Source organism: Chryseobacterium sp. SG20098, from assembly GCF_031844745.1.
Lineage (GTDB): Bacteria > Bacteroidota > Bacteroidia > Flavobacteriales > Weeksellaceae > Chryseobacterium > Chryseobacterium cucumeris.
The window spans coordinates 231,479-254,479 of sequence record NZ_CP134622.1; the positions used below are offsets into that span (position 1 = coordinate 231,479).

The 23,001-nt window shown below is 33.3% G+C and carries 20 protein-coding genes and 1 tRNA gene; 14 read left to right on the forward strand and 7 right to left on the reverse strand.

Features of this window, described 5'->3' with window-relative positions; genetic code table 11:
- Nucleotides 1-4: 4 nt before the first annotated feature.
- The 8 genes from RHP76_RS01050 (at nt 5) to RHP76_RS01085 (ending at nt 9,678) form a co-directional block, all read left to right on the forward strand.
- Nucleotides 5-4,807, forward strand: coding sequence for an RHS repeat-associated core domain-containing protein (locus RHP76_RS01050; RefSeq protein WP_311229270.1), 4,803 nt, complete (start codon nt 5-7; stop codon nt 4,805-4,807).
- A 2-nt stretch (nt 4,808-4,809) separates the two neighbouring features.
- Entirely contained in the window at nt 4,810-5,475 is a 666-nt protein-coding gene (locus RHP76_RS01055) for a hypothetical protein (protein WP_311229271.1), read from the forward strand.
- 86 nt (nt 5,476-5,561) lie between these two features.
- Nucleotides 5,562-6,056, forward strand: coding sequence for a hypothetical protein (locus RHP76_RS01060; RefSeq protein ID WP_241279397.1), 495 nt, complete (start codon nt 5,562-5,564; stop codon nt 6,054-6,056).
- Nucleotides 6,057-6,269: 213 nt separating this feature from the next.
- Nucleotides 6,270-6,354, forward strand: a tRNA-Ser gene (locus RHP76_RS01065).
- Nucleotides 6,355-6,648: 294 nt separating this feature from the next.
- A complete protein-coding gene (locus RHP76_RS01070) occupies nt 6,649-8,022 on the forward strand; it encodes a site-specific integrase (RefSeq protein ID WP_311229272.1) in 1,374 nt (457 codons plus the stop codon).
- Nucleotides 8,023-8,298: 276 nt separating this feature from the next.
- Complete coding sequence (locus RHP76_RS01075) at nt 8,299-8,688, forward strand: hypothetical protein (RefSeq protein WP_311229273.1); 390 nt, start codon at nt 8,299-8,301, stop codon at nt 8,686-8,688.
- A complete protein-coding gene (locus RHP76_RS01080; RefSeq protein ID WP_311229274.1) occupies nt 8,685-8,945 on the forward strand; it encodes a hypothetical protein in 261 nt (86 codons plus the stop codon). The genes RHP76_RS01075 and RHP76_RS01080 overlap by 4 nt, the downstream gene beginning before the upstream one ends.
- Nucleotides 8,946-9,270: 325 nt before the next feature.
- Nucleotides 9,271-9,678, forward strand: a complete 408-nt coding sequence (locus RHP76_RS01085) for an immunity protein Imm33 domain-containing protein (protein WP_311229275.1) — start codon at nt 9,271-9,273, stop codon at nt 9,676-9,678.
- A gap of 302 nt (nt 9,679-9,980) precedes the next feature.
- On the opposite strand, the gene RHP76_RS01090 is transcribed toward RHP76_RS01085, so the two are convergent.
- The 3 genes from RHP76_RS01090 to RHP76_RS01100 all read right to left on the reverse strand — a co-directional run bounded on the left by RHP76_RS01090 (nt 9,981) and on the right by RHP76_RS01100 (nt 13,766).
- Nucleotides 9,981-11,489, reverse strand: a complete 1,509-nt coding sequence (locus RHP76_RS01090; protein ID WP_311229276.1) for an IS1182 family transposase — start codon at nt 11,487-11,489, stop codon at nt 9,981-9,983.
- 303 nt (nt 11,490-11,792) lie between these two features.
- Nucleotides 11,793-13,085 carry a helicase C-terminal domain-containing protein gene (locus RHP76_RS01095; protein ID WP_311229277.1) on the reverse strand — a complete coding sequence of 431 codons (1,293 nt, stop codon included), beginning with the start codon at nt 13,083-13,085 and terminating at the stop codon, nt 11,793-11,795.
- A gap of 12 nt (nt 13,086-13,097) precedes the next feature.
- Nucleotides 13,098-13,766 (reverse strand): DEAD/DEAH box helicase, encoded by a 669-nt coding sequence (locus tag RHP76_RS01100; protein WP_311229278.1) that lies wholly within the window; start codon nt 13,764-13,766, stop codon nt 13,098-13,100.
- Between the two features lie 1,210 nt (nt 13,767-14,976).
- On the opposite strand from RHP76_RS01100, the gene RHP76_RS01105 reads away from it, so the two are divergent.
- Nucleotides 14,977-15,942, forward strand: coding sequence for a hypothetical protein (locus RHP76_RS01105; protein WP_311229279.1), 966 nt, complete (start codon nt 14,977-14,979; stop codon nt 15,940-15,942).
- Nucleotides 15,943-16,423: 481 nt separating this feature from the next.
- Here the strand turns inward: RHP76_RS01105 and RHP76_RS01110 are convergent, their stop codons facing one another.
- The gene (locus tag RHP76_RS01110; RefSeq protein ID WP_311229280.1) at nt 16,424-17,518 is read right to left on the reverse strand and encodes a hypothetical protein; all 1,095 of its coding nucleotides are present in this window, start codon (nt 17,516-17,518) and stop codon (nt 16,424-16,426) included.
- Between the two features lies 1 nt (nt 17,519).
- Complete coding sequence (locus tag RHP76_RS01115) at nt 17,520-18,329, reverse strand: RNA polymerase sigma factor (protein ID WP_311229281.1); 810 nt, start codon at nt 18,327-18,329, stop codon at nt 17,520-17,522.
- A 330-nt stretch (nt 18,330-18,659) separates the two neighbouring features.
- Here RHP76_RS01115 and RHP76_RS01120 point away from each other — a divergent pair, with 330 nt between their 5' ends.
- The 4 genes from RHP76_RS01120 (at nt 18,660) to RHP76_RS01135 (ending at nt 21,112) form a co-directional block, all read left to right on the forward strand.
- A complete protein-coding gene (locus tag RHP76_RS01120; RefSeq protein WP_311228260.1) occupies nt 18,660-18,899 on the forward strand; it encodes a helix-turn-helix domain-containing protein in 240 nt (79 codons plus the stop codon).
- A gap of 256 nt (nt 18,900-19,155) precedes the next feature.
- Nucleotides 19,156-19,395 (forward strand): helix-turn-helix domain-containing protein, encoded by a 240-nt coding sequence (locus tag RHP76_RS01125; protein ID WP_311228260.1) that lies wholly within the window; start codon nt 19,156-19,158, stop codon nt 19,393-19,395.
- Nucleotides 19,396-19,638: 243 nt separating this feature from the next.
- On the forward strand, nt 19,639-20,649 hold the full coding sequence (locus tag RHP76_RS01130; protein WP_311228259.1) for an IS110 family RNA-guided transposase: 1,011 nt from the start codon (nt 19,639-19,641) through the stop codon (nt 20,647-20,649).
- A 238-nt stretch (nt 20,650-20,887) separates the two neighbouring features.
- On the forward strand, nt 20,888-21,112 hold the full coding sequence (locus RHP76_RS01135; protein ID WP_311229282.1) for a type II toxin-antitoxin system RelB family anti-toxin: 225 nt from the start codon (nt 20,888-20,890) through the stop codon (nt 21,110-21,112).
- A 448-nt stretch (nt 21,113-21,560) separates the two neighbouring features.
- Here the strand turns inward: RHP76_RS01135 and RHP76_RS01140 are convergent, their stop codons facing one another.
- Entirely contained in the window at nt 21,561-21,707 is a 147-nt protein-coding gene (locus tag RHP76_RS01140; RefSeq protein ID WP_165835290.1) for a bacteriocin-like protein, read from the reverse strand.
- A 26-nt stretch (nt 21,708-21,733) separates the two neighbouring features.
- Complete coding sequence (locus RHP76_RS23405) at nt 21,734-21,877, reverse strand: bacteriocin-like protein (protein ID WP_002980068.1); 144 nt, start codon at nt 21,875-21,877, stop codon at nt 21,734-21,736.
- Nucleotides 21,878-22,137: 260 nt separating this feature from the next.
- Between RHP76_RS23405 and RHP76_RS01145 the strand changes: the two genes are divergently transcribed.
- Nucleotides 22,138-22,998, forward strand: coding sequence for an alpha/beta fold hydrolase (locus RHP76_RS01145; RefSeq protein WP_311229283.1), 861 nt, complete (start codon nt 22,138-22,140; stop codon nt 22,996-22,998).
- Nucleotides 22,999-23,001: the final 3 nt, after the last annotated feature.

Below are 23,001 nucleotides of genomic sequence, written 5' to 3' on the forward strand. Positions count from 1 at the left end.
AATCATGGCAGATCTGAATAAAAAAACAGTAAAACCCATCAAGGTAGCAAAGCCGGATATGAACCCGGACCGCTCCTGGAAGGTCAAAGCAGACGTTACTTCGGTAAGTTGGGATAAAACGACACAGGGCTGGAAAAACGGAATGAAAAATAATTTCGATTCCCTGAATCCTGTTTCTATGGCTAAATCCTTATTGGGAGGAGATGCCGGCCAGCCGGAGAAAAGCAGTGGAGGCGGAGGTGGCGACAGTGCTGTGACAACAGAAAGAGCAGCACCGGAAAGCAAAGTGAAACTGATTAAGGTCAATAATCCTGCAATGCCTTCCACAGCTATTCAGCATACAAGTAAGCATTTTGATATCGTACTGGCCATTGATATTCACTGGACGCTCATTCCGCCGCCACCTTCATTTATGTTTATTCCTTTGCCATTGCCTCATCCGTTTATCGGGATTGTTTTTGATATTATGGATTATATTACCATCAAGATTCCGGTTCCGCAATTTGCAAGAAATCTGATGCCTTCTCTTCCGGAAAGTATTCCGATGGGAGGCTCAATATATGTTCACGGAAGGCATAAAGCTACCACTACAACCAGTGTGATGGGAGTGGTGATTCCATTCAGACATGTTACATCGCTTATTCCGGTGTATCTCATTCCTTTTCCTCAGGAAGCTCCCCATGAAGGAGAAGTGTATTACGGCTCACAGACCGTTCTGGCACAGGGAAGTAAAATGAGCGGAAATCAGCCTCAACAGGTATTAACGTGTATGGGATTTCCTTTCGGAATGACCATGCTGCCTGCAATGCCGGATAAACCCAAGAAAAATCCATTGGCTTATTTTGCTTTCTACAATAACTTTTCAAGCATGTATATCCAGATCAATACGGGAGGCCCTGTATTGGTGGGAGGAGCCTTTGTTCCTCATACTTATACACCCGGAGAAATGCTGATGCGTCTTGCAGGGATGTTCTTAATGAGAAGTTTAACAAAGAAAATAGGAAAACTGGGAGCGAATGGTTTAAAAAAGCTTAATAACAGTGTTCTTAAAAAAGCTCCTTTCAATAAGTTTAAATTTTCAAATGCTCTTTCTAAGAAATTATGTCATTGGGGGCTGGAACCTGTTAATTTTGCAACGGGTGCTATGTTTTTTGAATGGGAGGATTTCGAAATTCTGGGGAATACTCCTTTAACCTGGAAAAATAAATGGCACAGCGATAGACCTTATGATTTTGGGCCTTTAGGAAATGGCGTTTTTAATAATCACGATCTGTTTATCCTTCCTGAAGAGAATAACAAATTTGCCGGATGGATGCATCCTGAAGAAAATATAGCCATGCTTGTTCCCGTACCTGAAATCGGAGAAGAAATGACCTATTTCAGAGATCAGAAAATCTGGCAATACAGACCAAATAACAGTATTTGGGTTGTTCGCAAAGGTACAGACATCTACACTTATACCCGCTTTCATCATGTTACAGAAGGAGTGATATATAAAATTGCAAGGATCGAATATGGTGACGGAACTGTTCGTGAATATGAGTATGAAGGCCGCAATATTGTTCTAAAAAGGATAAAAGATGTTAATACAGAAACAAGTATAGAAACCACTATTCACCCTGAATATAAAAAGATAACAGAAGTCTGTTATTGCTATAAAAACCAAAAAGATCTGTTGGTCCGTTATAGTTATGATGAGCGTGGAAATCTTACCCATGTCTGGGATATTCACAAAAAAGCGATCGTCTTTGAATATAATGGGAAAAATCAAATTGTAAGAAGAGTCAACCGAAATGGGATGAGCTATATCTGGAAATATGATAAAAAAGGTAGGGTAGTATATACTAAAGGTTTGGATGGATATATGGAAGGAAGTTTTCATTATGATGAAGAAGAAGGCTTCACAGAAGTAATATACCCTAAACAAGATAATAAAACAGAACGTTATTATTATGATGATCATTTTCTTGTATATAAAAAAGTAGATGGAGAAGGTGGGGAAACCTGGTATGACTTTACAGCATACAATGAACTGAAAATGATAGGAAGCCCGGAAGGACGTGTTCAGGGGTATACGTATGATGAAATGGGAAATATCAAGACTTTTCACAGTCCTGATGGAGAAGAATATCATTATCAGTATAATGAGTTTGGACAGGTTATTGCCCGTTTTTCACCTTCGGGAGCTTCTGAAACATGGAATTATGATGAGCATGGAAGATTAATCAGTCATACAGATGCGGCAGAAGAAAATGTTTATTATGAATATGCTGATGGAAAAAGGCTTCCGGAAAGATGCATAAGAGAAAAAGTTACGGCATTTTACGAGTATAATGAAAGAGGACAGCTTACTCAACTTACCAATACTATCGGAACTGAGCAATTTTGGAAATTTGATGACTATGGAAGGCTGTTGATTTTTAGTCCGAAACCTTTAAGCAGAACTGTTTGGAACAGAGATAAAATGGGAAGAGTGGTTGAAGTGAATGAACAGGGTCAATTACCATTGAAACTTCGCTACGATGCGTATGATCTTCCGGTGTATGCTACAGATGGCCATGCAGAATGGTTGATGAGTTATACTCCAATGGGAAGCTTAAAGCGGCAGGTTCGAAGGAATGCACTCACCAGTAAGAAAGAAGAAACACTAGCCTTTGGCTATGATGCTTACGAAAATTTAGTAAGTATGACCAATGAAAAAGGAGAGGTCTATATTTTTGAAAGAGATAATAATAACAAAATTATTGGTGAAACCGGCTTTGAGGGACGCAAAACAATCTTTATCCGTGATAAGGATGGTTTGATAACCCAAAGAAGAAACCCTCATGGAAATACAATCTTTTATGAATATGATCTGGCAGGAAGAATAATGCAGGTGGATTATCCGGACGGAACCTGGGAGGCATATCAATATGATACTTCAGGCTTGCTTATCAAAGCAGATAACGAAGATAGCAGTCTTAGCTTTCAGAGAAACCAACTGGGGCAGATTATCAATGAAAAACAAGGGGAACATTTAGTTCAATATAAATATGATCAGCAAGCTAATCTTATCGGTCTGGAAAGCAGCTTAGGAGCGAAAATTGATTATTCCTATACTGATCTGGGACAGCTTAGAAATATTTCCGCCAGCACTACAGAGGTAATTTTACCCTGGCAGATGAATGTTGAAACCCGTAGAAATGAGCAAATCCTTTCCCGTAAAATGACCGGGAATGTGGAAAGTACTTTTGAATTCGATCATACCGGAATGCCTATAAGCCAGAAAGTAATTACTCATAAAGCAAATACTACTTTTCATAAAGACTATATATGGGGAGAAGGAAACCGGTTGTTGACTATACTTGACAAAGTAAAAGGTGGTAGAACAAGATTTGATTATGATGCATTTGGAAGTCTTGCTGCTGCAGAATATTCCAACGGAAAAGTTCAGCATAAAAACCCTGATGAAACGGGCTGCTTATATGAAAGTATAAAACGTACCGACCGTATTTATGATAAAGGTGGAAAGCTGATGCGTGACAAAAACTGGTTTTATCATTATGATGAAGAAGGAAATTTGTTATTAAAGAGTAAAAGGGTGATCAATAATGCGAGGCCAGAACATCAGGAAAAATCAAACAGCGCTCATCCTTATTACAAAGCCATTGCCTCGGATTGGCTTAGCCGCCCGAAAATGCCGGAAGGTGTTATTTTACCTGATGTGAACGATAATTCCTCAGCAGAAATTCAAAAAACTGAATGGGAATCCGGTGACTGGGCTTATTCCTGGAGGGCTAATGGAATGCTGGCTAAAGTAAAGCGTCCTGATGGTAAAGAAGTGAGTTTTGAGTATGATGCACTGGGAAGAAGAATTTCTAAAATTGGCTGGCAGAAAATAACTCGTTATATTTGGGATGGTAATGTTCTTTTACATGAATGGAATTATAATATTGAGGCAAGACCTGCCAATGAAATTGATGATGAAGGAAATATTATAAATAAGCAAGAGCCTGTAGAGAATTTAATAACATGGGTTTATGAAACAGGGAGCCATGTGCCGTCTGCAAAGATTGAAGGAAACAGAAGGACATCAATTATTTCAGATTATATAGGGAGACCTGCGCAGGCTTATAATGAGGATGGAAATCTGGTCTGGAGTGCCGATTATGATATTTTCGGAAGAATTGAAAATGTAAATGGTGATGAATCATTTATTCCTTTCCGACAGCAAGGGCAGTATGAAGATGAAGAGACGGGACTTTGTTATAATAGATTCCGTTATTATGATGGAAAAAGCGGGACTTATCTTTCTCAGGATCCAATGGGTCCGCTTGGAGATAATCCCAATCTGTATGCATATACCCATGATAGTAATTCGGAAATTGATCCGCTGGGATTAATAGAGGTTGACGGGGGATGGTCACGAAGAAAAGCAGAACGAGGTTCAATTATAAAAGCAAAAAGACCTACACCTCCTTCTATACATGCTACCAAACATATTCAGGCCACTTCTATGGAAGATGCTAAAGCCAGAAGTATTAAAGGAGTAGGCGGTAAACCCGAAGGATCATATTTCCCGGATGTAGTAAAAGATAATTTCAAAAATTTTGAGAAAAAAGCCGCATTTGATGCCATGAGAAAGGGTAATGTAGTACCTAATGGTGGAGTTACGTACTATATTTATGAACATCCTACCGATATTGGATATAATATGGGAGAAAAAACAAGATTTATGAGAGTGGAAGTGGCTTCCGGTACCATACACAGCCATCCGATATCAGAGGCAGATGCCAATAATTATATAAAAAAAGCAAATTATCCATAACGATGAAAGATAAAGGAATACTAAACACTGGAATTCAGGTTGAAGGCGGATGGAGTATTGATGCAAACGTTTTTATAGACAAAAATTATAATATAGAGGCTATCCCTTTTGATGATACCTTATTGTTTAGTGCTGTAAATCACATTACAGGAAAAAATATTTCAGTTACCTATGAAAACAGTAACGTAGGATATTCTTTTGATTTCTGCATGCTATCCAGAAGGTTAGGGGAATGGCATCATGATGGTGCAGCTATTTATAAAACAATAGAGACAGGTCATCAAATTGATAAATTATACAATACATTATCAGAATACCTGAATCCTTCAAAAAAAGAGCTTATCCCTTTAAAAATTTCAAGCTGGACCATTGTTTATAATAATCTGATAAGAAATGAAGCTTTGTATGATGATATAGAATTGATTTTTTCAGCAGTAAGAGGAAAACTTTTTATAGACATTACCTACAATCGGAATTCCGAAAAACCTTATTATATCTATATCGGATTATCAAAATATGAATATTCCCAAATTGTTTACAGTTTGGATAAACCGGCAAGAGAATACCAGGAATTATTTTTAAAAAATATAGATGAAGTTGTTGTCATAATTAATGATTTTCTCATAGAACAAGACAATTATTTATCTGAAATTTCAAGAAAAACCTGAGTGCTGTACTGATGTGAAATGGACAGTAAGTCAAAAGCATAGCAATAGAGTTTAAATATTTAATCCAAATCCAATTCAAATATATTATGAAAAAAATATTCTCAGAACTTAAAGGTTTTGTGGTGTTTAGTCCAGAACTTTTAGCAAAATATCTGGAGGAAAATCACCTTTCCGGTAATAATATTTTAAAATATTTTGTAGAAAACGAACATGGGGATGAAATAACAAAATCAGGAATCGCTATTCCAATTATAGGGGTAGAGGAAGACTATTATGCATTCCGGGTTTCTGTAAATGAGGAAAAAATCCTGAATGATAGTGAAGTAGAGGTAGAGTCAAGAGGCTGGGTTTTTCAGACGGCTAATAATGAAGTAAAAATTGTAGGAATTGGCTATTTAAAAGATATTACTACCATTAATGAGGAAAACAGTATTACGTTATCCTTGGAAAACGGATGGCATACTTTGAAAATACGGGGAGGAAGTCAAAATGGCGAAAGACTATTTGAGTTGCACATGGAAAAACAGGATGCATACCCGGCTTTCAGCGGAGACGTGACTACCGAGTATTACTATGGTTAAAAAATTAGTGAAAAAATATTGAAACGTAAATATTTCATCCCTGAGTTTAAATATCTGATGTTGAGATCTTAATATTCAAATTTTATTTGGCTAAGGACATTGCTGTCTCTTTAAAACACCAGAAATACGAATTTTATTGTAAAAATATTTTGTCAGTAATAAAAAACTTTCTATATTTGCACCACTGAAAACAACGGTACTGCCGGAGTTAAAGGAGAGTTGGCAGAGTGGTCGATTGCGGCAGTCTTGAAAACTGTTGACTGTAACAGGTCCGGGGGTTCGAATCCCTCACTCTCCGCAAGATGCAAAAACGTAAGTTTTCAAAAAGCATCAAAAAATATTTAAATCCTGCAAAATCAATGATTTGCAGGATTTTTTATTTATTGCAATTGCTGTAATTTTCAAAAATACTCCAAAAGTTTTTGGCAATTGTGTGGCAATTTTTAAATTGATTGAAAATTGCCATAGAAAGCAGACTTAAAAAGCTGTAAAAATGCATTTAAACAATGTGTAATGAACACGTTGCAAATCTAAACATCTTGATTCGAGGAACTTTTAGTTTGACATTTATAACCTTAAAAAATGTTGAATTATGTTAGTAGAACAAAGCTATGGGCTCACTTTCTTTTTAAAGAGCTCAAAAAATGAAAAGGTCCGCCATATTTATGTGCGGATAACTGTAGATGGTATTCCAAAAGAAACCTCTACGAAAAGAAAATGGTATCCCAACCGATGGGATCAGAAAGAAGGCAAAGCTGTGGGTACGAAAGAAGATGCAAAGATTATTAACCTTTTCCTGGAATCTTTAATGACTAAGATTAACAGCCATAGAACTGAGCTTATGAATAATGGTATTCCCATTACCTCTATTGATCTTATAAACTTCATAAACGGAAAATATAAACCAAGAAATAAGGTTCTTGAAGAATTTCAGGAACATAATGATGAGATGGGTAAATTGGTAGAGACCGGAGAATATGCCAAAGGAACACATGACCGTTATATCACCGCAAGGTCCCATGTTCAAGAATTTATCAAGTATCAATATAATAAAGAAGACATAGAGTTCAGAGCACTGAATTACGAATTTGTAAAGGATTATGATTTGTACTTAAAAACAGTAAGGAAATGTTCTAACAATACTTCATTGAAGTATATTAGCAATTTTAAGAAAATAGTACTGAGAGCTGTTGCAAAAGAAATTATTCCTAAAGATCCGTTTAAGCTATTTATTGGAAAGAAAACCAAGGTCAAAAAGAAGCCGCTGACAAAAGCTGAACTAAAACGAATTGAAGAAAAAGAATTTAGCTCAGAAAGATTGTCGGTAGTACGGGACATTTTTGTTTTTCAGTGTTACACAGGACTGTCCTATATAGATGCTTTCCAACTCAAATGGGAAGATATTAAAGAAGCTAATGATGGAGGTGCCTGGATTATGTCCAGCAGGCAAAAATCAAAATCTGACACTGATATCCCACTCTTGCCTAAAGCGTTGGAAATTATATCGAAATATAAAGATAATCCATTATGCATAAAAAGAGGCACCGTATTGCCGGGTCGCTCAAATCAGAAAATGAATGAATATCTGAAGGAGATAGCGGTTTTATGTAATGTTAATGTAATACTTAATACTCATAAAGCACGACGTACCTTTGCCAGTACGGTTACTTTAAACAACGGTGTATCAATACATGTTGTTAAAGAAATGCTGGGTCATCATTCAGTGAAACAGACAGAGGATTATGCAATCACTGAACAGGAATCAATTGCCCGAGAAATGAAAGATCTTGAAGCCAAGCTAAGAGATAACAATAATTTCAATAGGGATCTGGTTAAACTTCTCGAACAGCTCGAAAAAGAATTCCATGATTTAAAAAACACTCAGAACGTTCCTTTAGAGCTTTTTCATGCCGAGAGATGTAATGCTTTTGAAAATATGCTCATTAGAGCAAAGGATATTATTTAATAGAAGCAATCCCCTCAATGCATAAAGTTTTGAGGGAATTGTTTTTCTGACTCAGCTTTTCTGTATAGACAGAATTTCTACAGTACTGCGATAATCTGGATGATAAGATGGAATGTACTTAATGTATCCAAACTGCTGAAGTTGCTTAAAATATTTATGATAACTGGTTATTGTAGTGATATGCGAAAACTCCATAAGCTTTCTCCTGCTCACTCTGATAATCCATTTTTCATTTTGCTTGCAAGCAAGGAGGGCAATTGCAGTTAACAAAGCAATATGCCAAACATTCAATTTTGGATCACTTTGAATTTCATCAAGGAAATCAAACCAGTATTGTATATTATTCCTTTTCATAGTCAAATAGATGTTAATGAGCATACGGAAGTTAAAGTAGATTTACTTTTTACTCTTGACATTGCTGCTGGTTGGGATAGTGATAATATTCCTTCAAATGTTAAGACTGCTGTTAATTATTATAACAAGAATGATGGATTTATGGGAAGTTCAATTGGAGGTGAAGATATTGAAGCAAAAGATCCGTTAAAGACTAAAATATTAAACGTTCCTGTTAATGCTTCACATACAGAAATTGATAATAAATATCGTTATAATGCATACAATGCGGTAGTTAAAGAATTAAACAAATCGGAAGAAAAAAAGCCATGAAAAAAAATACGGTAATTTTAACAAATATATTAATATGGGTTTATGTTATAGTTATATGTTATACTCATATCAATGGTGGAAATGGAGAACTTTTACTATATTCTGGTATAGCGGTAGGTTTACTTTTAGCCATCAACATAGCATATGTAGAGAGAAAAATATCTTTACTTGAAATTATTTTTATTTTAATAAATCTAATATTAACTGGTTTAGTCGCATATTTATCATTAGTTTTTATACAATTGGCTGTGAGGTAAATGGAATAGATCAAAAAAAGATAAGCCACAAATTTTGTGGCTTATCTTTTAAGAAAACCGATTAAATATGAAAAATAGAAAGTATGCATGATGATTTTGATAATAAACTATATAAGGACATTTCAATAAGAGCTGATAGAAAGAATTTATTTACCGATGGTTTGTCTGTAATTATTGGGAAGAAAGTGAAGTTGCATAAGGGAGTCAGAATAACGCAGATTATTTAGAAGTTATCAAATATCTTATAGACTATTGTGTAGATAGTAAGCCAATTATTTCTGAAAACCAAAATATTGGTTATTATTCATGGCTTTTACAATTTAGGTTGGATGATTATAACTGCTATGATTTATATGAAGCGAACTCTGATGGTAGTGGTTTTAATAAAGGTTGTGATACGGCAATTTCAGTTGTTAGACAGCAAAGGGAAATATGCTGGCAACAAAATCTTATTCCTCTTTTTCCAAACTTCAACCAGTCAGTGGTTATATTAGATGGTGTTTATGAAGGAAAGGATATTGAAGGTATCAGATATGAGTCACCTCAGGATGAGACTGGATGGTATCTTATCACTGATGATTATAATGATGATATTAAATCATTGAAAATGGTTCACTTTTATCATGTTGCTTTTGCTCGTCCTGATATTTTAAAATATCTAGCAATACCGTTCGGATACAGATTTCTTATGAAAGAAGGAAAGATAGAGATACGACAGGATGAGGAGGAATAGTTCTAACTTTAAAATTAAATTTAAGATTTGCTGGTTTTACTTAAACAAAGCCGCAAATTAAAGTAATTTTATAAAACACTGGCAATCTAAATTGTAATAGCTACGACTTTATCTGATAGGTAGGGTTAAAAATTGAAGAGGCTGTCCAAAAAGGTCAGCCTCTTTTTTTTGTTTTGAGACTGCGTATAGTTATGCAGCAATTTTATACTTTTGGATTTCCATATACTTATGGAAAAGATGCATATGTTGTTTGCATTTAAGTGTATTTAGCCAATTTTTACGGTTAAGTTTTCTGTTTTTCACTATTTTCTAAGATTATGTGCCAATGCCATTAATCCAAATTCAATATTTACTTTTTCAAGTCCTTTTAGAGTAAATCTTGAAAATTTATTATTGCTTTTTAATTGCCCGAATACAGCTTCTACTTCTATAGGCCGTTTACTTCTGTGGTAATGCCCTTTTTCAGATATCAGCCTTTGCCTGGCTTTCATTCTGTGATGGTTCAGATTATAATTCACTTCGATTAATCGATTATCCTGGCTTTGATGGCAGCTTTCTCTGAGAGGACAACCCTGACATCTGAAAGCCTGATAATAATGTACCTGAGATTCATATCCGTTACTGCTGATCCTTTTGCCTTTACCGATAAAGTTCATTTGCTGTCCGCAGGGACATACATAGAAGTTATTTTCCTCATTATAATATAAGTTCTGTACAGCAAACGCATTGTTCTTCTCACTGCGCTTCTGTTCTTTATGAAAATTATTATATTTTACATAGCCCTCTATAGCTTTTTCTGCCATCATTTCGTAATTCTCTTCACTTCCATATCCGGCATCTGCTACTACCTCTTTACTTTGTTTGTGGTACTGATCTTCAAAGCCGTTAAGATGATCCTTCAATGTAGTGGTATCTCCAGGAGTCTGATGAATGCTGTAATGGGTGATAAACTGGTTTTCAGTACTGATCTGTGCATTATAGGCTAGCTTAAGCTGCCCATTTTTCATATGGTCGTCTTTGAGCCGCATGAAGCAGGCGTCGGGATCAGTCTTACTATAACTGTTGCGGCCTGAGAGTATTTTTAATTGATCTTCATACTTCTGTAATCTGGGTAGGTCCTGATGCTGAAGCTTTTTAATGAGCTTCTTACCGGTTTTATTGTCCTGTGCCACAGAGTGATTAAGTTCTGCTATTTTATCCTGAAGCTCTCTGCTGTCAATAGATTTTGGAAGGTGCTTTTCATGGGATTCATAACGCTCTTCTTTGATTTGGGATTCAATATCTTCAAGTACGGAATGAATTTGAGCTTCCAGTTTTAATTTATTCTTTTCTACAGATTTTTTCCATACAAAGCTGTATCGGTTGGCAGATGATTCTATTTTTGTACCATCTATATATTGAACATTTAAACTTACGTAACCCAAATTCTGCAAAACAACGGTAACATCTGCAAAAAGACGGTGAATATGGTTTTTAAGCCGTTTGCTCCTAAAGTAATTGATGGTTCTGTAATCAGGCTTACTGTTGCCGGAAAGCCACATGAAATGAATATTTTCTCCAAGTGCCTTTTCTATTTTACAACATGAATAAATATTGTTGAAATAGGCATAGAATAAAACTTTGATCATCATCCGGGGGTGAAAACTTGTCGTTCCACCGCCTTTATATTCACTTATAATATGATCGATATTCAAGTTATCCACTAATTCATTGATAAGACGTACCGGATGATTAGCACCTATCTTATCAAAAATATCTTCAGGAAATAAGCTGGGAGTATTGGTGGGTAAAGATTTAAACCGTACTTTCATATCAATGTTTGTTTGGGTGCACCTTAAAGATAAATCTTAAAGGACAAACAACAAAAAAATCCCCGAAACTTTTTTAAGTAACGGGGATATTTTTTTGGACTTTTTAGACAGCCTCTTTTTTACTTTATAACTTTCAAATATCTGCCTAATTCATTCGTCAATAAATTACAATTTTTGAATACAATATTTAAATCTTTTAGATTTATATTTTTTATGTCTTTTTTTCTGGAAAGATAATCTATTAATTTATTTAATGAAGCCTTAATACTATCTAAGCTTTCATTGTCAATAACCTTTAATCTTTCATTTGCAGTTATTATCCATTATCCATAAATTATCAGGTCCTTCTTTTTTATCCTTTTCAGGTCTTGTAGAAGAATATCCCAGAACGAGGCCTAATTCTTTTACTGCCTCTTCAAACTTATCAGCTTTATTATGTGGAGAATATTGTAAATTATTTATAGTTTCTCTGATTGAGTTAATTGCATCATTAAGAGTTGTAAAGGAATTTAAATATTCCAAAGCTCCTATAATTTGCTCTTTACTATTTATACTAGATTTTAAATAATCTTTTGATAAGAAAGGTTGAAAAGATAAGTGTGAAATTTTCCTTGCCTTTACTAGTAAATCATTGGATGTGTTTTTTTCTATAAAAAAGGTAATATTAGCTAATAAAAGATAATATGTTGTTTTTTCATTATCAGATATATCTTCTTTTAGAATTTCTTCAATAATTGAACTTGCCTTTTCATAATCATCTTCTAAAAATTCAATCATTGCAAGCTTTTCAATGTTCTTTATTTTATATCTATTCTCTTTATTTTCATCATCTTCTGATTCATTAATAGAATCCATTTGTGTCTGATAAAAATCAAGCCAATCTTGATCCTGTTCCAAACAAGAATTAGCAGTTTCACAAATGATTTTCGGAATGTTTTCTTTCTCTATTTCCTCATCACTATTTAATAAATCAATACCTATTTCTATTTGTTTTCTGGTATGTTTATTTAGATATTTAAAATTTTCCCTTTGTCTCAAAAACTTTAAAATATTTCTTCCCAACAAATAAACAACACTAAAATCATTTCCAGATCGGACTGTTCTACCCATACCTTGCTCTATGGTTTGAGCTATTATATTGCTATGTTTTGTATAAAGCATGGTTTCACTGTATTTGTCAGTTAAAAATTTATGATTAGGATGGTTATGTAATATAAGAACATTACAAATATTACCACTTAAATCAATGCCATCATATCTATTTGTTATAACAATAAAGTTCCCTTTAGATTTTTTAAAATTTTCTAATTCTTCTTCAATATTATGTGTAATTTTTTTAGCTCCATGATGTTCCCATAATTCAGCGTCCTTATAATTCGGTATTATAACTAAAATATTTTGTTCATTTTCTATATGATGATTTATTATGTTTTTTAAGGAATCATCATCAAAATCATTAAAGTATCTTTTGGGAGTTAAGATTAGCCTTTGCCCAAAATCATTTCTATTTTTAGGTTCAATAGGATTCAAAACAGACTCTAAAGAGAAGTCTAAATTGTAAAGCAAAGAAATATCATTTTCAAATGTTGCTGACATCGCAAATTTATATTATGCTTTGTAATATGTTTGGATTCTTTTAGTATTACATTTTATCGGCGATATTTCAATATGGTAACTATCAAAGTAAAGTTCATATTTACTATAATCATTTATAAACAAGTCCCATTTGAATAATAATACATCAGGATTTGCAATATATGATTTTAATATATTTATTACTTCATCTCTTTTATTATTCCAGCTCCAAAAAGGTAGTTTTATAAAGTAATCTGACACTCCACTTAAAATCCCTTCATAAGATCCAGATTCTTGTTTTTTTATTTCTTCTTCAAAAAGAGTTAACAACTCTGAATATGCAGCTAAATTTTTGTTTATTCTTATAGTATATTGATCAAAAACTTTTTCAACACATTTGTGAGCATCATCAAATAATATACTTCCAACTGCAATTCTATCTTTATCAAAAATATTTTTCCCATTAAATAATTTTTGAACTGTAGTAATTAAGATCGATTTTTTATTTAAAAAATCTTCGGGAAAATCAGAATCTCCATCTGCCATAAAACAAGTTGGAATATTATAATGTCTTGATTGTTCAATTACTTGGCTAACTAATTGTTTATCTGGGCATAGGTAAAGAGACCTTTCTCGAGTTTCTATCATTTTTGAATGCAGCATCAGCAAGCCAACAAGTGTTTTGCCTGCACCAGTATTCATTTTAGTTAACGTATATTCATCCTCTCTTCTGTTGTTCCAATCAGTAAGAGCTTCTTCTTAAATACCCCTAAGGTATGAATATCTGTCATTTTTTTTTAATCTAGAATATAGTTCTAGTGGATTAGTTGGGAGCTTAACTTGTGTTTTTTGTTGCTCATTAATTTTTTTGAAAATACTCATGGTGGTAGTTTTATTTTTAAATATGAATTACTTGTCTATTAAGTATTTAAGAAACTCGATAGAAGAAACATTATATTCTATACATTTTGATGATATATTATCGTCTGATGCAACTTTTTCAAAAACTGATTTATCTAAAAACATTCATGCCCAACTTTGTGTCTCTGCTTTGTCATAAGCATTTATACAACTAAAATTACAGGTAGCAAATGCTTATTCCTATATTCAATATCATTGGAACTTGCTATAAATTTAAAAGAATCTGAGTTGTCATCTGTTATGTAGCTTCCACCATTTACTGTAGATTTTAACCTTTAGAATTTGTTCTGTTGCTTCAATTTATTATCATTATTTAGTAAACTTAATTTCACTTCACATCAATATGAAAATCATTTTTTGATTCTTTCCTAAAAATGAGGTAAGGGAAATGATTGAAACAAAAAGAAGCAAATTTAAAAACGCCTTTTTCTCCTGTGATATGTTGGTCGTGATAATTTTCGCTATTAGTTATGTTTATTGCTAATTTACAGTTTTTTCTTGAAAAAAAATTGAAAAAAATCATTCAAGAGCTAGCCCTCTGCTAAATACCCCACAGATTCTTACGGAATAGAAAATATCGCTGATTTACTATTGCTCGCGATCATTTTGTTCCGGGTACTTTATATAACTCAAAAATCAAAAACAATGGTAACAATTAAACTACAAAAAAGAAAAGACGATACTAATGTTTTATGCTACACATCATTGTCTAGATCTGTAAGTGAGTGAAAACTCGCGCCAAATAAGTCCTATTATCTATAGTTAATGATTATGTGAATTATTTTGCTGTCTTATGAAAACGTCTATCAATTTTAAGGCAATTAAAACAGATTCTGAAGCGCACAATTTCAGAAGAAAAACCTTCGATTATATAAGGAAAGATTTTACAGAAAAAAATGAATATTGGGTAGAAAGTAAGATTTCAGATAGGCTAAAATCAATAGAAGCATACTGTAAGGAAAAATCAGGAAGGAAATTACAGAAAAATGCAATGCCTATTCGTGAAGCTGTAGTTGTTATTAAAGAAAATACAACGATGCAGGATCTGCATAACCTCTCTAAAAGACTTGAAAAAGAACTAAGAATAAGAATTTTCCAAATTGCTATTCATAAAGATGAAGGTCATTATGATAAGGATTCTAAAGAATGGAAACCTAATTATCATGCTCATTTAGTGGCAGACTGGCAAGATTTGGAAACAGGAAAAACGTTGAAACACCAATCCTTTCATTATTCAAAAATGCAGGATATTACTGCTGAATGCTTGGAAATGGAGAGAGGTGTTTCAGGTTCTAAAGGACGGCTGGAAGCCATTGAGTTTAAAATCCAAAAAAAGGAAAATGAGCTTATGTTACACGATTATAAGATAGCTCAAATGAAGGCAGAGCTCAAATCTAAAAAATTTACAGATCTAATTGTCAGAGAAAATGACTTTTTAGGTTTTAGCAGGATCAAAACTGATAAGACTATTGAAAACTACGAGAGAGTTTTTAAAGCATATAATACAGAACTGCTTAAAAATAAAGAAATTCTTCAATCCAAAACTAAAATTATTACTGAGCTTCAGCAAAAGAATATAGATTTAAGCAAAGAAGTTTTCCTATTAAAAAACAAGCTTTCCAGGATACTGTCTAATATTACAGTATATAGTAATGAAAAGGAAACTTATCTTAATTCTGTTAAGGGTACGATCATAAAAGCAATCCAATTTGAAAAGTTCAAACAGCCGAAATTATTTGATACTACCAAAGATAAGCTCATAGCAATAGTTGATCGTATTTGTAAAAAAGTTTCTGAAGAAAATAATATTCCTTTTTCATCACTGGAGGAGATTTGTAAAAATCCTGACAGCAGCTTGGAAATCTTTTCATTACTGAACATTGGTGATCATAGAATAGAATATATTACTGAAGATATCCCGGTTCAGCAAAAAAGAAAAAAGATAAAGAGGTCATAAGAAGGACTGCAAAAATTCATAAAAGAAAACAAAGGTATTGTTCCAGATTTTTAAAAAGACAAGCTCAGGTCCAAAGGATATGACAAAAAATCTCCACCTTGCAGGTCGTATTTTTCATCATAAACTTGCTTTTTAAAATCTTCCATAATGAATTTTTGGCTTTCTTTTTTTTTCTTTTTTCTTTTGAAAAATTGTAAACAGTTGTTTTGCAGAGATCTTCATCAAACTCTTCCTTTTGTTCAAGTAAAGAAAATTGTTTCTGATTAAAATTATCACCTAAGTCAAAAACTAAAATTTCCTTCTTTGTTTCCAAAATTTCTCTAAAGCGTTTATGCTTTTTCCCTGATGTATTTCTATTCCATATTATACATATAAAAAAAGAGTCCACGCCGTTGTATATACTTTTATTATCATTAAGTATTTAGTGAGTGTACTTTGACCTCACCCTACGGGTGTACAAGCACCCTCATTATTTTTTCAGCTATCCAATGATTAATTCGATGCCAGCTTTTTCTGCTTTATATTTTATCTTAGTCTGCAATTGATAATAACTCCAGTTGCGGAGCACAAATTCCTGTTCTTTTGCAATGCTTATTTTATCTTCCTGATTTTTAAGGATAAGTGTGCCTGCCTGCTGCTGAATACAGAAATCGATAAGTTTCCTGCTGTACACATGAAGCCGATGACTTACATACCGACTCTCCAAATTTTCTGTTTTATAAAGTGCCTTTTGTTTGCGTTTGGTTCCTTTCCCAGAGCGCATATAGACAATGCTAGCCTGAATCCTCTTTTGACTTGCCTGAATAGCAAGTCTGCGATATAAGAATTCCTCTTTTGAGCCAATATTGATTCGGACATTATTAGCTTTTGCTACTATAGGATGTTCCAGAGACAGAGAAGCTTCTGCGATAATTTCAGGTTTTAAAAGGTGCTTTTCTTTTTCAAATTCAAACACTGCCAGCCAATAGATTTTCCCTGCTTTAAGCTGAATCTGTGATGTACAAAGCTTTATTTCTCCCTTTAAAAGCTGTTCCATTATAAGACGTTTATCAGAAAAGTCTCTCCCTAAATACGTTTTAACAGGTATAGCAAACATATTAAAGCAAAACGCTTTTTTTTCAGGATCATACTTCAATTTAGTGATGCATTTAACCGGAAGAGGAATGGGAATATCTCTTTTAAAATTTCTCAAAGATTTTATACCCTGCCAGTAGTCGGTTTTGTTTTTAGAAAAAGTAGATTGAATCGTATTGTTCAAACTTCCAAGAATATCGGTAGGGATCTCTCCTTTGAAACGGTCAAAAACCATGCGTGCGGTTGTGCTAGTTTTTGAACGTGTGAATATTCCCATTTCATCTTTATTTGCATCGGCCAACTTGTATTGGACTTCTTCGGTAAAGTAAAAGAAATCCTTAATCATTTCCTGAACATATAGATGGGAAACAATAAAATTAGCCGCACGGAAGCATCGGTTCTGATATCGGTATAGCTTTTCCCACATGTTCTTTTTCTCAATGGGAGGAACATTGATCAGTAACTGAATTTTTCGGGTAAGAGTAATCGTTGATTTTTCCATTTCAGTGAACGTTTAATGATCCATTGTTCTGTTGCAAATACCCATAAGCATATAGAAACTCTCGGTGAACTTCCTTTTCAGAAAGTTTCAGTTCCTTGGCAATTGCTATGAAAGAAGATTTTTGCTCAAACCTTCTTTTTAAAATATCTAATTGCCGGTTACTGAGTTTATCTGGTTGCTCTTGATTATGGGAAGCTTTTTTCTGTGGCAGCTCAAAAGAACCTCCTTTAATAATCTTCCGAAGATCATCTATGGCTCGTCTCACTTCATTGCTTATAGCTGTTACACTACTTCCCATTGCGTCTGCAATGAGTTTATACTGAAAGCCATATTCAAGACAAAGTTCAATTAAGTTTCTTCTTTTGGAGCTTATTACATTTAAAACCCTGTTAACTTCATCAAAATCTTTTTGATCGGACTGCTGACGGAGGAGATGCTCTTGATCTTGCAAGGGATCGTAACCGGCGAAATAATCCTGATAATTCTCAAAACGTTCAAGGGAGGTGGTTAAACGGGCGAATTTATTTTTGGGAGCATTGAAATACGATATACAATCTCTTTTCAAGACAAACCGTAAAAAGCCCAGGATGTGATTAGGAGTTTCAATCGAATCACGGTGTAACCAAAGTTTGAGAAAGGTGTCCTGTACAAGTGTTTCCACTACAAAATCGTCCTCAAGCATTTGTCTACCAAGCCACAAAAGAAGTCTTTTGTAACGTGAATGGATATGCTCTAAAGAGGTGGGATTGCCTTTTTTTAGCAGTTCATATAGCTGTTGATCGGAGGGGATTCGGTGCAAAGAGTTTTTCATAAGCAGTAAAATTATTGCTGGAAGGAACTGCTTCGATCAATAAGATGAATTCTTTGCATCAAAACGCTAACTCAACTACATATTGTCCAAAAGAAAAGGCGTGGAACTCAACTTATTGACTAGAGGTACTGGTATACCCGTGTACGATAAGAGAGCCCTTTAGTTTTGCAGTATCCTTTTTCTTCTCATAACTAAGCGCTTCATTATTTGTTTCAAATATATAAAATTATTTTTAAAAAGATACTAATAAGATGTATCTTTTTAGTGGTAACATAAGTGATGGTTATTTATAAGCTTTGTAATAATTAATTCATTATAAAACTTATAGATATGGCAAGTGAATTTTCTAAGGAAAAAGTATTAAAGAAATTAGGTAAAAGAATAAAAGAGATAAGAATCAGTAAAGGATATTCCAGCTATGAATATTTTGCTTACGAGCACAACATATCTCGTGCTCAATTTGGTCGATATGAAAGAGGAGAAGATTTAAGATTTAGCACCTTAGTTAGAATAATTGAAGCTTTTGATATGAGCCTAGAAGAATTTTTTTCTGAAGGATTTAATGATTAGAGGTCTTAAACAAGGCAAGATCTATTCTTTTAATGATTGTAATAAATATAATATAAACGATTGTTTAATCAAGTTAACAAACCCTTTAGTTTTGCAGTATCCTTTTTCTTCTCATAACTAAGCGCTTCATTATTTGTTTCAAATATATAAAATTATTTTTAAAAAGACACTAATAAGGTGTATCTTTTTAGTGGTAACATAAGTGATGGTTATTTATAAGCTTTGTAATAATTAATTCATTATAAAACTTATAGATATGGCAAGTGAATTTTCTAAGGAAAAAGTATTAAAGAAATTAGGTAAAAGAATAAAAGAGATAAGAATCAGTAAAGGATATTCCAGCTATGAATATTTTGCTTACGAGCACAACATATCTCGTGCTCAATTTGGTCGATATGAAAGAGGAGAAGATTTAAGATTTAGCACCTTAGTTAGAATAATTGAAGCTTTTGATATGAGCCTAGAAGAATTTTTTTCTGAAGGATTTAATGATTAGAGGTCTTAAACAAGGCAAGATCTATTCTTTTAATGATTGTAATAAATATAATATAAACGATTGTTTAATCAAGTTAACAAACCAGTAAAGGCGCATTATAACGTGAGAATAAATTAACGATTTAAGCGTGGGTTTAATCCTTTACTGGTTCTTTGAATAAGTTTCATATAGAAAATTAGGATATAAGACCTATTATAAGGGCATGAGTATATTCAAAGATTGTTAGCTATAATAACTATAAAAATGGAAATCAATCATTTTATTGGAGTAGATGTATCCAAAGGAACTTTGGACTTTTCTTTAGCTCAATTGGGCAAAGTTGTTTATCATCTTAGAGTTCCAAATAGTAATACAGGAATTGTATCTTTTATTAAAGAAATAAAAGAGAACTTTAATGTTGATCTTTCTTTTACTATTTTTTGCATGGAGCACAATGGTATATACAATAATATACTTCTGTCATTTTTAAAAAAGCTAAAAACAAATATATGGGTAGAATCCGCCTTACAGATTAAGCAATCTCAAGGAATGATGAGAGGCAAAAATGATAAAGTTGATTCCGGCAGGATTGCAATGTATGCTTACAGATATCAAGAAAATTACATTCCTTGGAACCCTCCAAGGGAAGTTATTATACAAATAAAACAACTATTAGCTATTCGCTCAAGAGTCGTTGAAGCTATTAAGCAACTTAGCACTCCCATCGGCAAAGACGCAGAGATATTTTTTGCAAAAGGTGATCTAAAATTGTCAAGAAAATGCTGCGATTGTTCTATAAAGGCAATGAAAAAAGATGTTAAAGCCATTGAAAAACAAATAAAGGATCTGATTCAAAGCGACACATACCTGAACAATCTGCTAAAAATAATTACTTCTGTAGATGGTATAGGATTAATGATAGCTACAACAATAATAGTAACAACAAACGAATTTAAAAACTTTTCGTGTGCAAAAAAGTTTGCCTGTTATTCTGGAGTTGTTCCTTTTGAACACAGCTCGGGTAGCTCAATTAAAAAACGGCCAAGAGTGTCACATTTAGCAAATAAAACGGTAAAAAAAATGATTCATCTTGCAACTCTTACCGGAATTAGAAAAAACGGAGAGTTCAGGGATTACTATGAGAGAAAAAAAGCTGAAGGCAAACATACCATGTCTGTTCTAAATGCTATTAGAAACAAATTAATATTAAGAATTTTTGCTTGCGTAAGAGACAATAGATTATTTGAAAAAAAACATCAAATTTTACTTGCATAAAACATAGAAACCCACGCCGCGGTCGTGAGCTAATTTACTTATCTTCCCGTACACATAAAATTACCAGTTTTCTAGTCGAGAATCTAAGCAATAGCTTCGATTATTAATATTGAAGTATTGCAAAGTTACCTTTATTGTAACTATTTAGCAAATATAAAACATTTTTCTTTGTGTAGGTTAATTCAACTACAATAATTTATTTAAATCTCATCATTTTGTGTATTCAAAGTTGACCGAGATGGATAAATTAGAATTTAGAATAGCATTTGGCAAAAGAGTTGAGATGTTCAGGAAAAAGATGAATTTGAGTTATAGAGAGTTGGCTCAAAAATGTGATGTAGATCATAGCAATATTAGCAAAATAGAAAAAGGAGAAGTAGATCTTAGAATCTCTACAATTCAAGAGTTAGCCAAAGGACTGGATGTGCATCCACAGGAACTATTTGATTTTAAATTAAAGTAAGAAAATTACTCTTGTGTAAAAGGTCATAGATGAACTAAAATACTGTAGACAATTTTGTTTTTTTATTTTGTAATACGGTGAGAGCATTTGGAAAGATTATATTTTAAATTATGCATTATTGATAGAATTTTTATATTTGTAATTGGAAACTAAAGAGTACTTTAGTCAAGATCCCAAGATTTTGCAGATTATAAATATAGAGTAGTGGCAAATTCGTGGCAGTTGTCTGGATTTTATTTGAATTATCCCATATTCAGATAGTTTTTGTTGCCAAGTTCGAATCCCTCACTCTCCGCAAAGAAAACCTTAAATCAATTGATTTAAGGTTTTTTATTTTTAGAGTATATCTTAGATTGAAATCAGTATAAATAAGAATACATTATATAGTTTAAATAAAAAGCCCTGCAATTCAAAATCACAGGGTTTATTGTTGAGAATAGGGTCTTCTTTAGCTTAAAATCTCACATGGTGCTATACAGATCACCCACGGACATCTTTTGATTCCCGGAGGTGGACAGCATGCTTCAGAACAGCTTACCGCTCCGCCATTAATACTCTTTAATTGGTCTCTTGAAATTTTTTTAGAATTTTTCATAGTCAAGTAATTGTGTTAAACGTAAATTAAGGCTGGTTTCCCCCACCACATCCGTCGTAAGGCATACATTGCCACTTACCACCGATTAAACATAGCTGACCACCTCTGCAATCAATTCCGCCCTTAATTGTTTTCAATTCCTGTCTTTCGATTTTCTTTAAATTTTTCATAATAATTTTTAAGTTTAGTTCTATTCGAAATTAATCAAATTTTATCAACTATTGTAGAATTATTATAAAAATATTTATTTTTAATTGATTAATTATATAATGTTGTATAGAATTGTGTAAAATAATTTAATGGGGTGGGTTTTGAGATTCAGTTTTAAAATTCATTACATCTTAATAAAATCTTGTCCTTTGACAAGTCCGTTTTCAGATTGACTTGGTAATTTTGATTAAAAGTTTAATCCACCAAATCTGATAATATTATGAAAAATTTATTCAAATTCTCTGCATTAGTGGTCGTAACTGTTTTTCTTACAGTATCAAAATTATATGGACAAAAAATAAAACCTTCTGAAAGCGGCTATGCGCCTGCCAACGGAATCAAAGTGTATTATGAAGTTTATGGTAAAGGAAAGCCTGTTGTGCTGTTACATGGAGCCTTTATGACGATTGACCTGAATTGGGGCGAGCTGATCCCGGAACTGTCAAAAAACAGAAAAGTAATAGCACTTGAATTACAGGGACATGGACATACTCCGTTTTCGGAAAGGAAATTATCACACGCTACTTTGGCCAGTGATGTTACAAAGGTAATGGACTATCTGAAAATTGATAAAGCTGATGTTGCAGGATACAGTTTTGGAGGTGAAGTGGCTTATCAATTAGCGATACAGAGTCCGGAAAGACTGAACAAATTGGTTATTATTTCATCAACATATAAAACTAATGGCTGGCTGCCCGAAGTAAATAAAGCGCTTGAAGGAATGAAACCCGACCTCTTTACAAACAGTCCTATGCATACTGCCTATAATGCTGTAGCACCAGATAAAACAAAATGGACTCCATTTCTGCAGCAGATGATAGCTTCTGCGGGACAACCTTTTGATCTTGGCGATAATAACATTTCTAAAATTCGGGTACCGGTTTTAATCATAGCTGGTGATAATGATGGATTGGACAAAACAGAACTTTCAAAAACCTATAAATTATTGGGAGGTGATGTCTTTGCGGACATGGGAGAAATGCCCAAATCGCAATTGGCTATTGCTCCGGGACAAACCCATGTGAGTCTGATGATGCAGACAGCAATGATTCTGAACTATCTGAATAATTTTTTAAAATAGTTT

Coding starts and splice junctions, on each gene's coding strand:
- RHP76_RS01050 (WP_311229270.1), top strand. CDS start 5: ATGGCAGATCTGAATAAAAAAACAGTAAAACCCATCAAGGTAGCAAAG.
- RHP76_RS01055 (WP_311229271.1), top strand. CDS start 4,810: ATGAAAGATAAAGGAATACTAAACACTGGAATTCAGGTTGAAGGCGGA.
- RHP76_RS01060 (WP_241279397.1), top strand. CDS start 5,562: ATGAAAAAAATATTCTCAGAACTTAAAGGTTTTGTGGTGTTTAGTCCA.
- RHP76_RS01070 (WP_311229272.1), top strand. CDS start 6,649: ATGTTAGTAGAACAAAGCTATGGGCTCACTTTCTTTTTAAAGAGCTCA.
- RHP76_RS01075 (WP_311229273.1), top strand. CDS start 8,299: ATGCCAAACATTCAATTTTGGATCACTTTGAATTTCATCAAGGAAATC.
- RHP76_RS01080 (WP_311229274.1), top strand. CDS start 8,685: ATGAAAAAAAATACGGTAATTTTAACAAATATATTAATATGGGTTTAT.
- RHP76_RS01090 (WP_311229276.1), bottom strand. CDS start 11,489: ATGAAAGTACGGTTTAAATCTTTACCCACCAATACTCCCAGCTTATTT.
- RHP76_RS01095 (WP_311229277.1), bottom strand. CDS start 13,085: ATGTCAGCAACATTTGAAAATGATATTTCTTTGCTTTACAATTTAGAC.
- RHP76_RS01100 (WP_311229278.1), bottom strand. CDS start 13,766: ATGAATACTGGTGCAGGCAAAACACTTGTTGGCTTGCTGATGCTGCAT.
- RHP76_RS01105 (WP_311229279.1), top strand. CDS start 14,977: ATGCCTATTCGTGAAGCTGTAGTTGTTATTAAAGAAAATACAACGATG.
- RHP76_RS01110 (WP_311229280.1), bottom strand. CDS start 17,518: ATGGAAAAATCAACGATTACTCTTACCCGAAAAATTCAGTTACTGATC.
- RHP76_RS01115 (WP_311229281.1), bottom strand. CDS start 18,329: ATGAAAAACTCTTTGCACCGAATCCCCTCCGATCAACAGCTATATGAA.
- RHP76_RS01120 (WP_311228260.1), top strand. CDS start 18,660: ATGGCAAGTGAATTTTCTAAGGAAAAAGTATTAAAGAAATTAGGTAAA.
- RHP76_RS01125 (WP_311228260.1), top strand. CDS start 19,156: ATGGCAAGTGAATTTTCTAAGGAAAAAGTATTAAAGAAATTAGGTAAA.
- RHP76_RS01130 (WP_311228259.1), top strand. CDS start 19,639: ATGGAAATCAATCATTTTATTGGAGTAGATGTATCCAAAGGAACTTTG.
- RHP76_RS01135 (WP_311229282.1), top strand. CDS start 20,888: ATGGATAAATTAGAATTTAGAATAGCATTTGGCAAAAGAGTTGAGATG.
- RHP76_RS01140 (WP_165835290.1), bottom strand. CDS start 21,707: ATGAAAAATTCTAAAAAAATTTCAAGAGACCAATTAAAGAGTATTAAT.
- RHP76_RS23405 (WP_002980068.1), bottom strand. CDS start 21,877: ATGAAAAATTTAAAGAAAATCGAAAGACAGGAATTGAAAACAATTAAG.
- RHP76_RS01145 (WP_311229283.1), top strand. CDS start 22,138: ATGAAAAATTTATTCAAATTCTCTGCATTAGTGGTCGTAACTGTTTTT.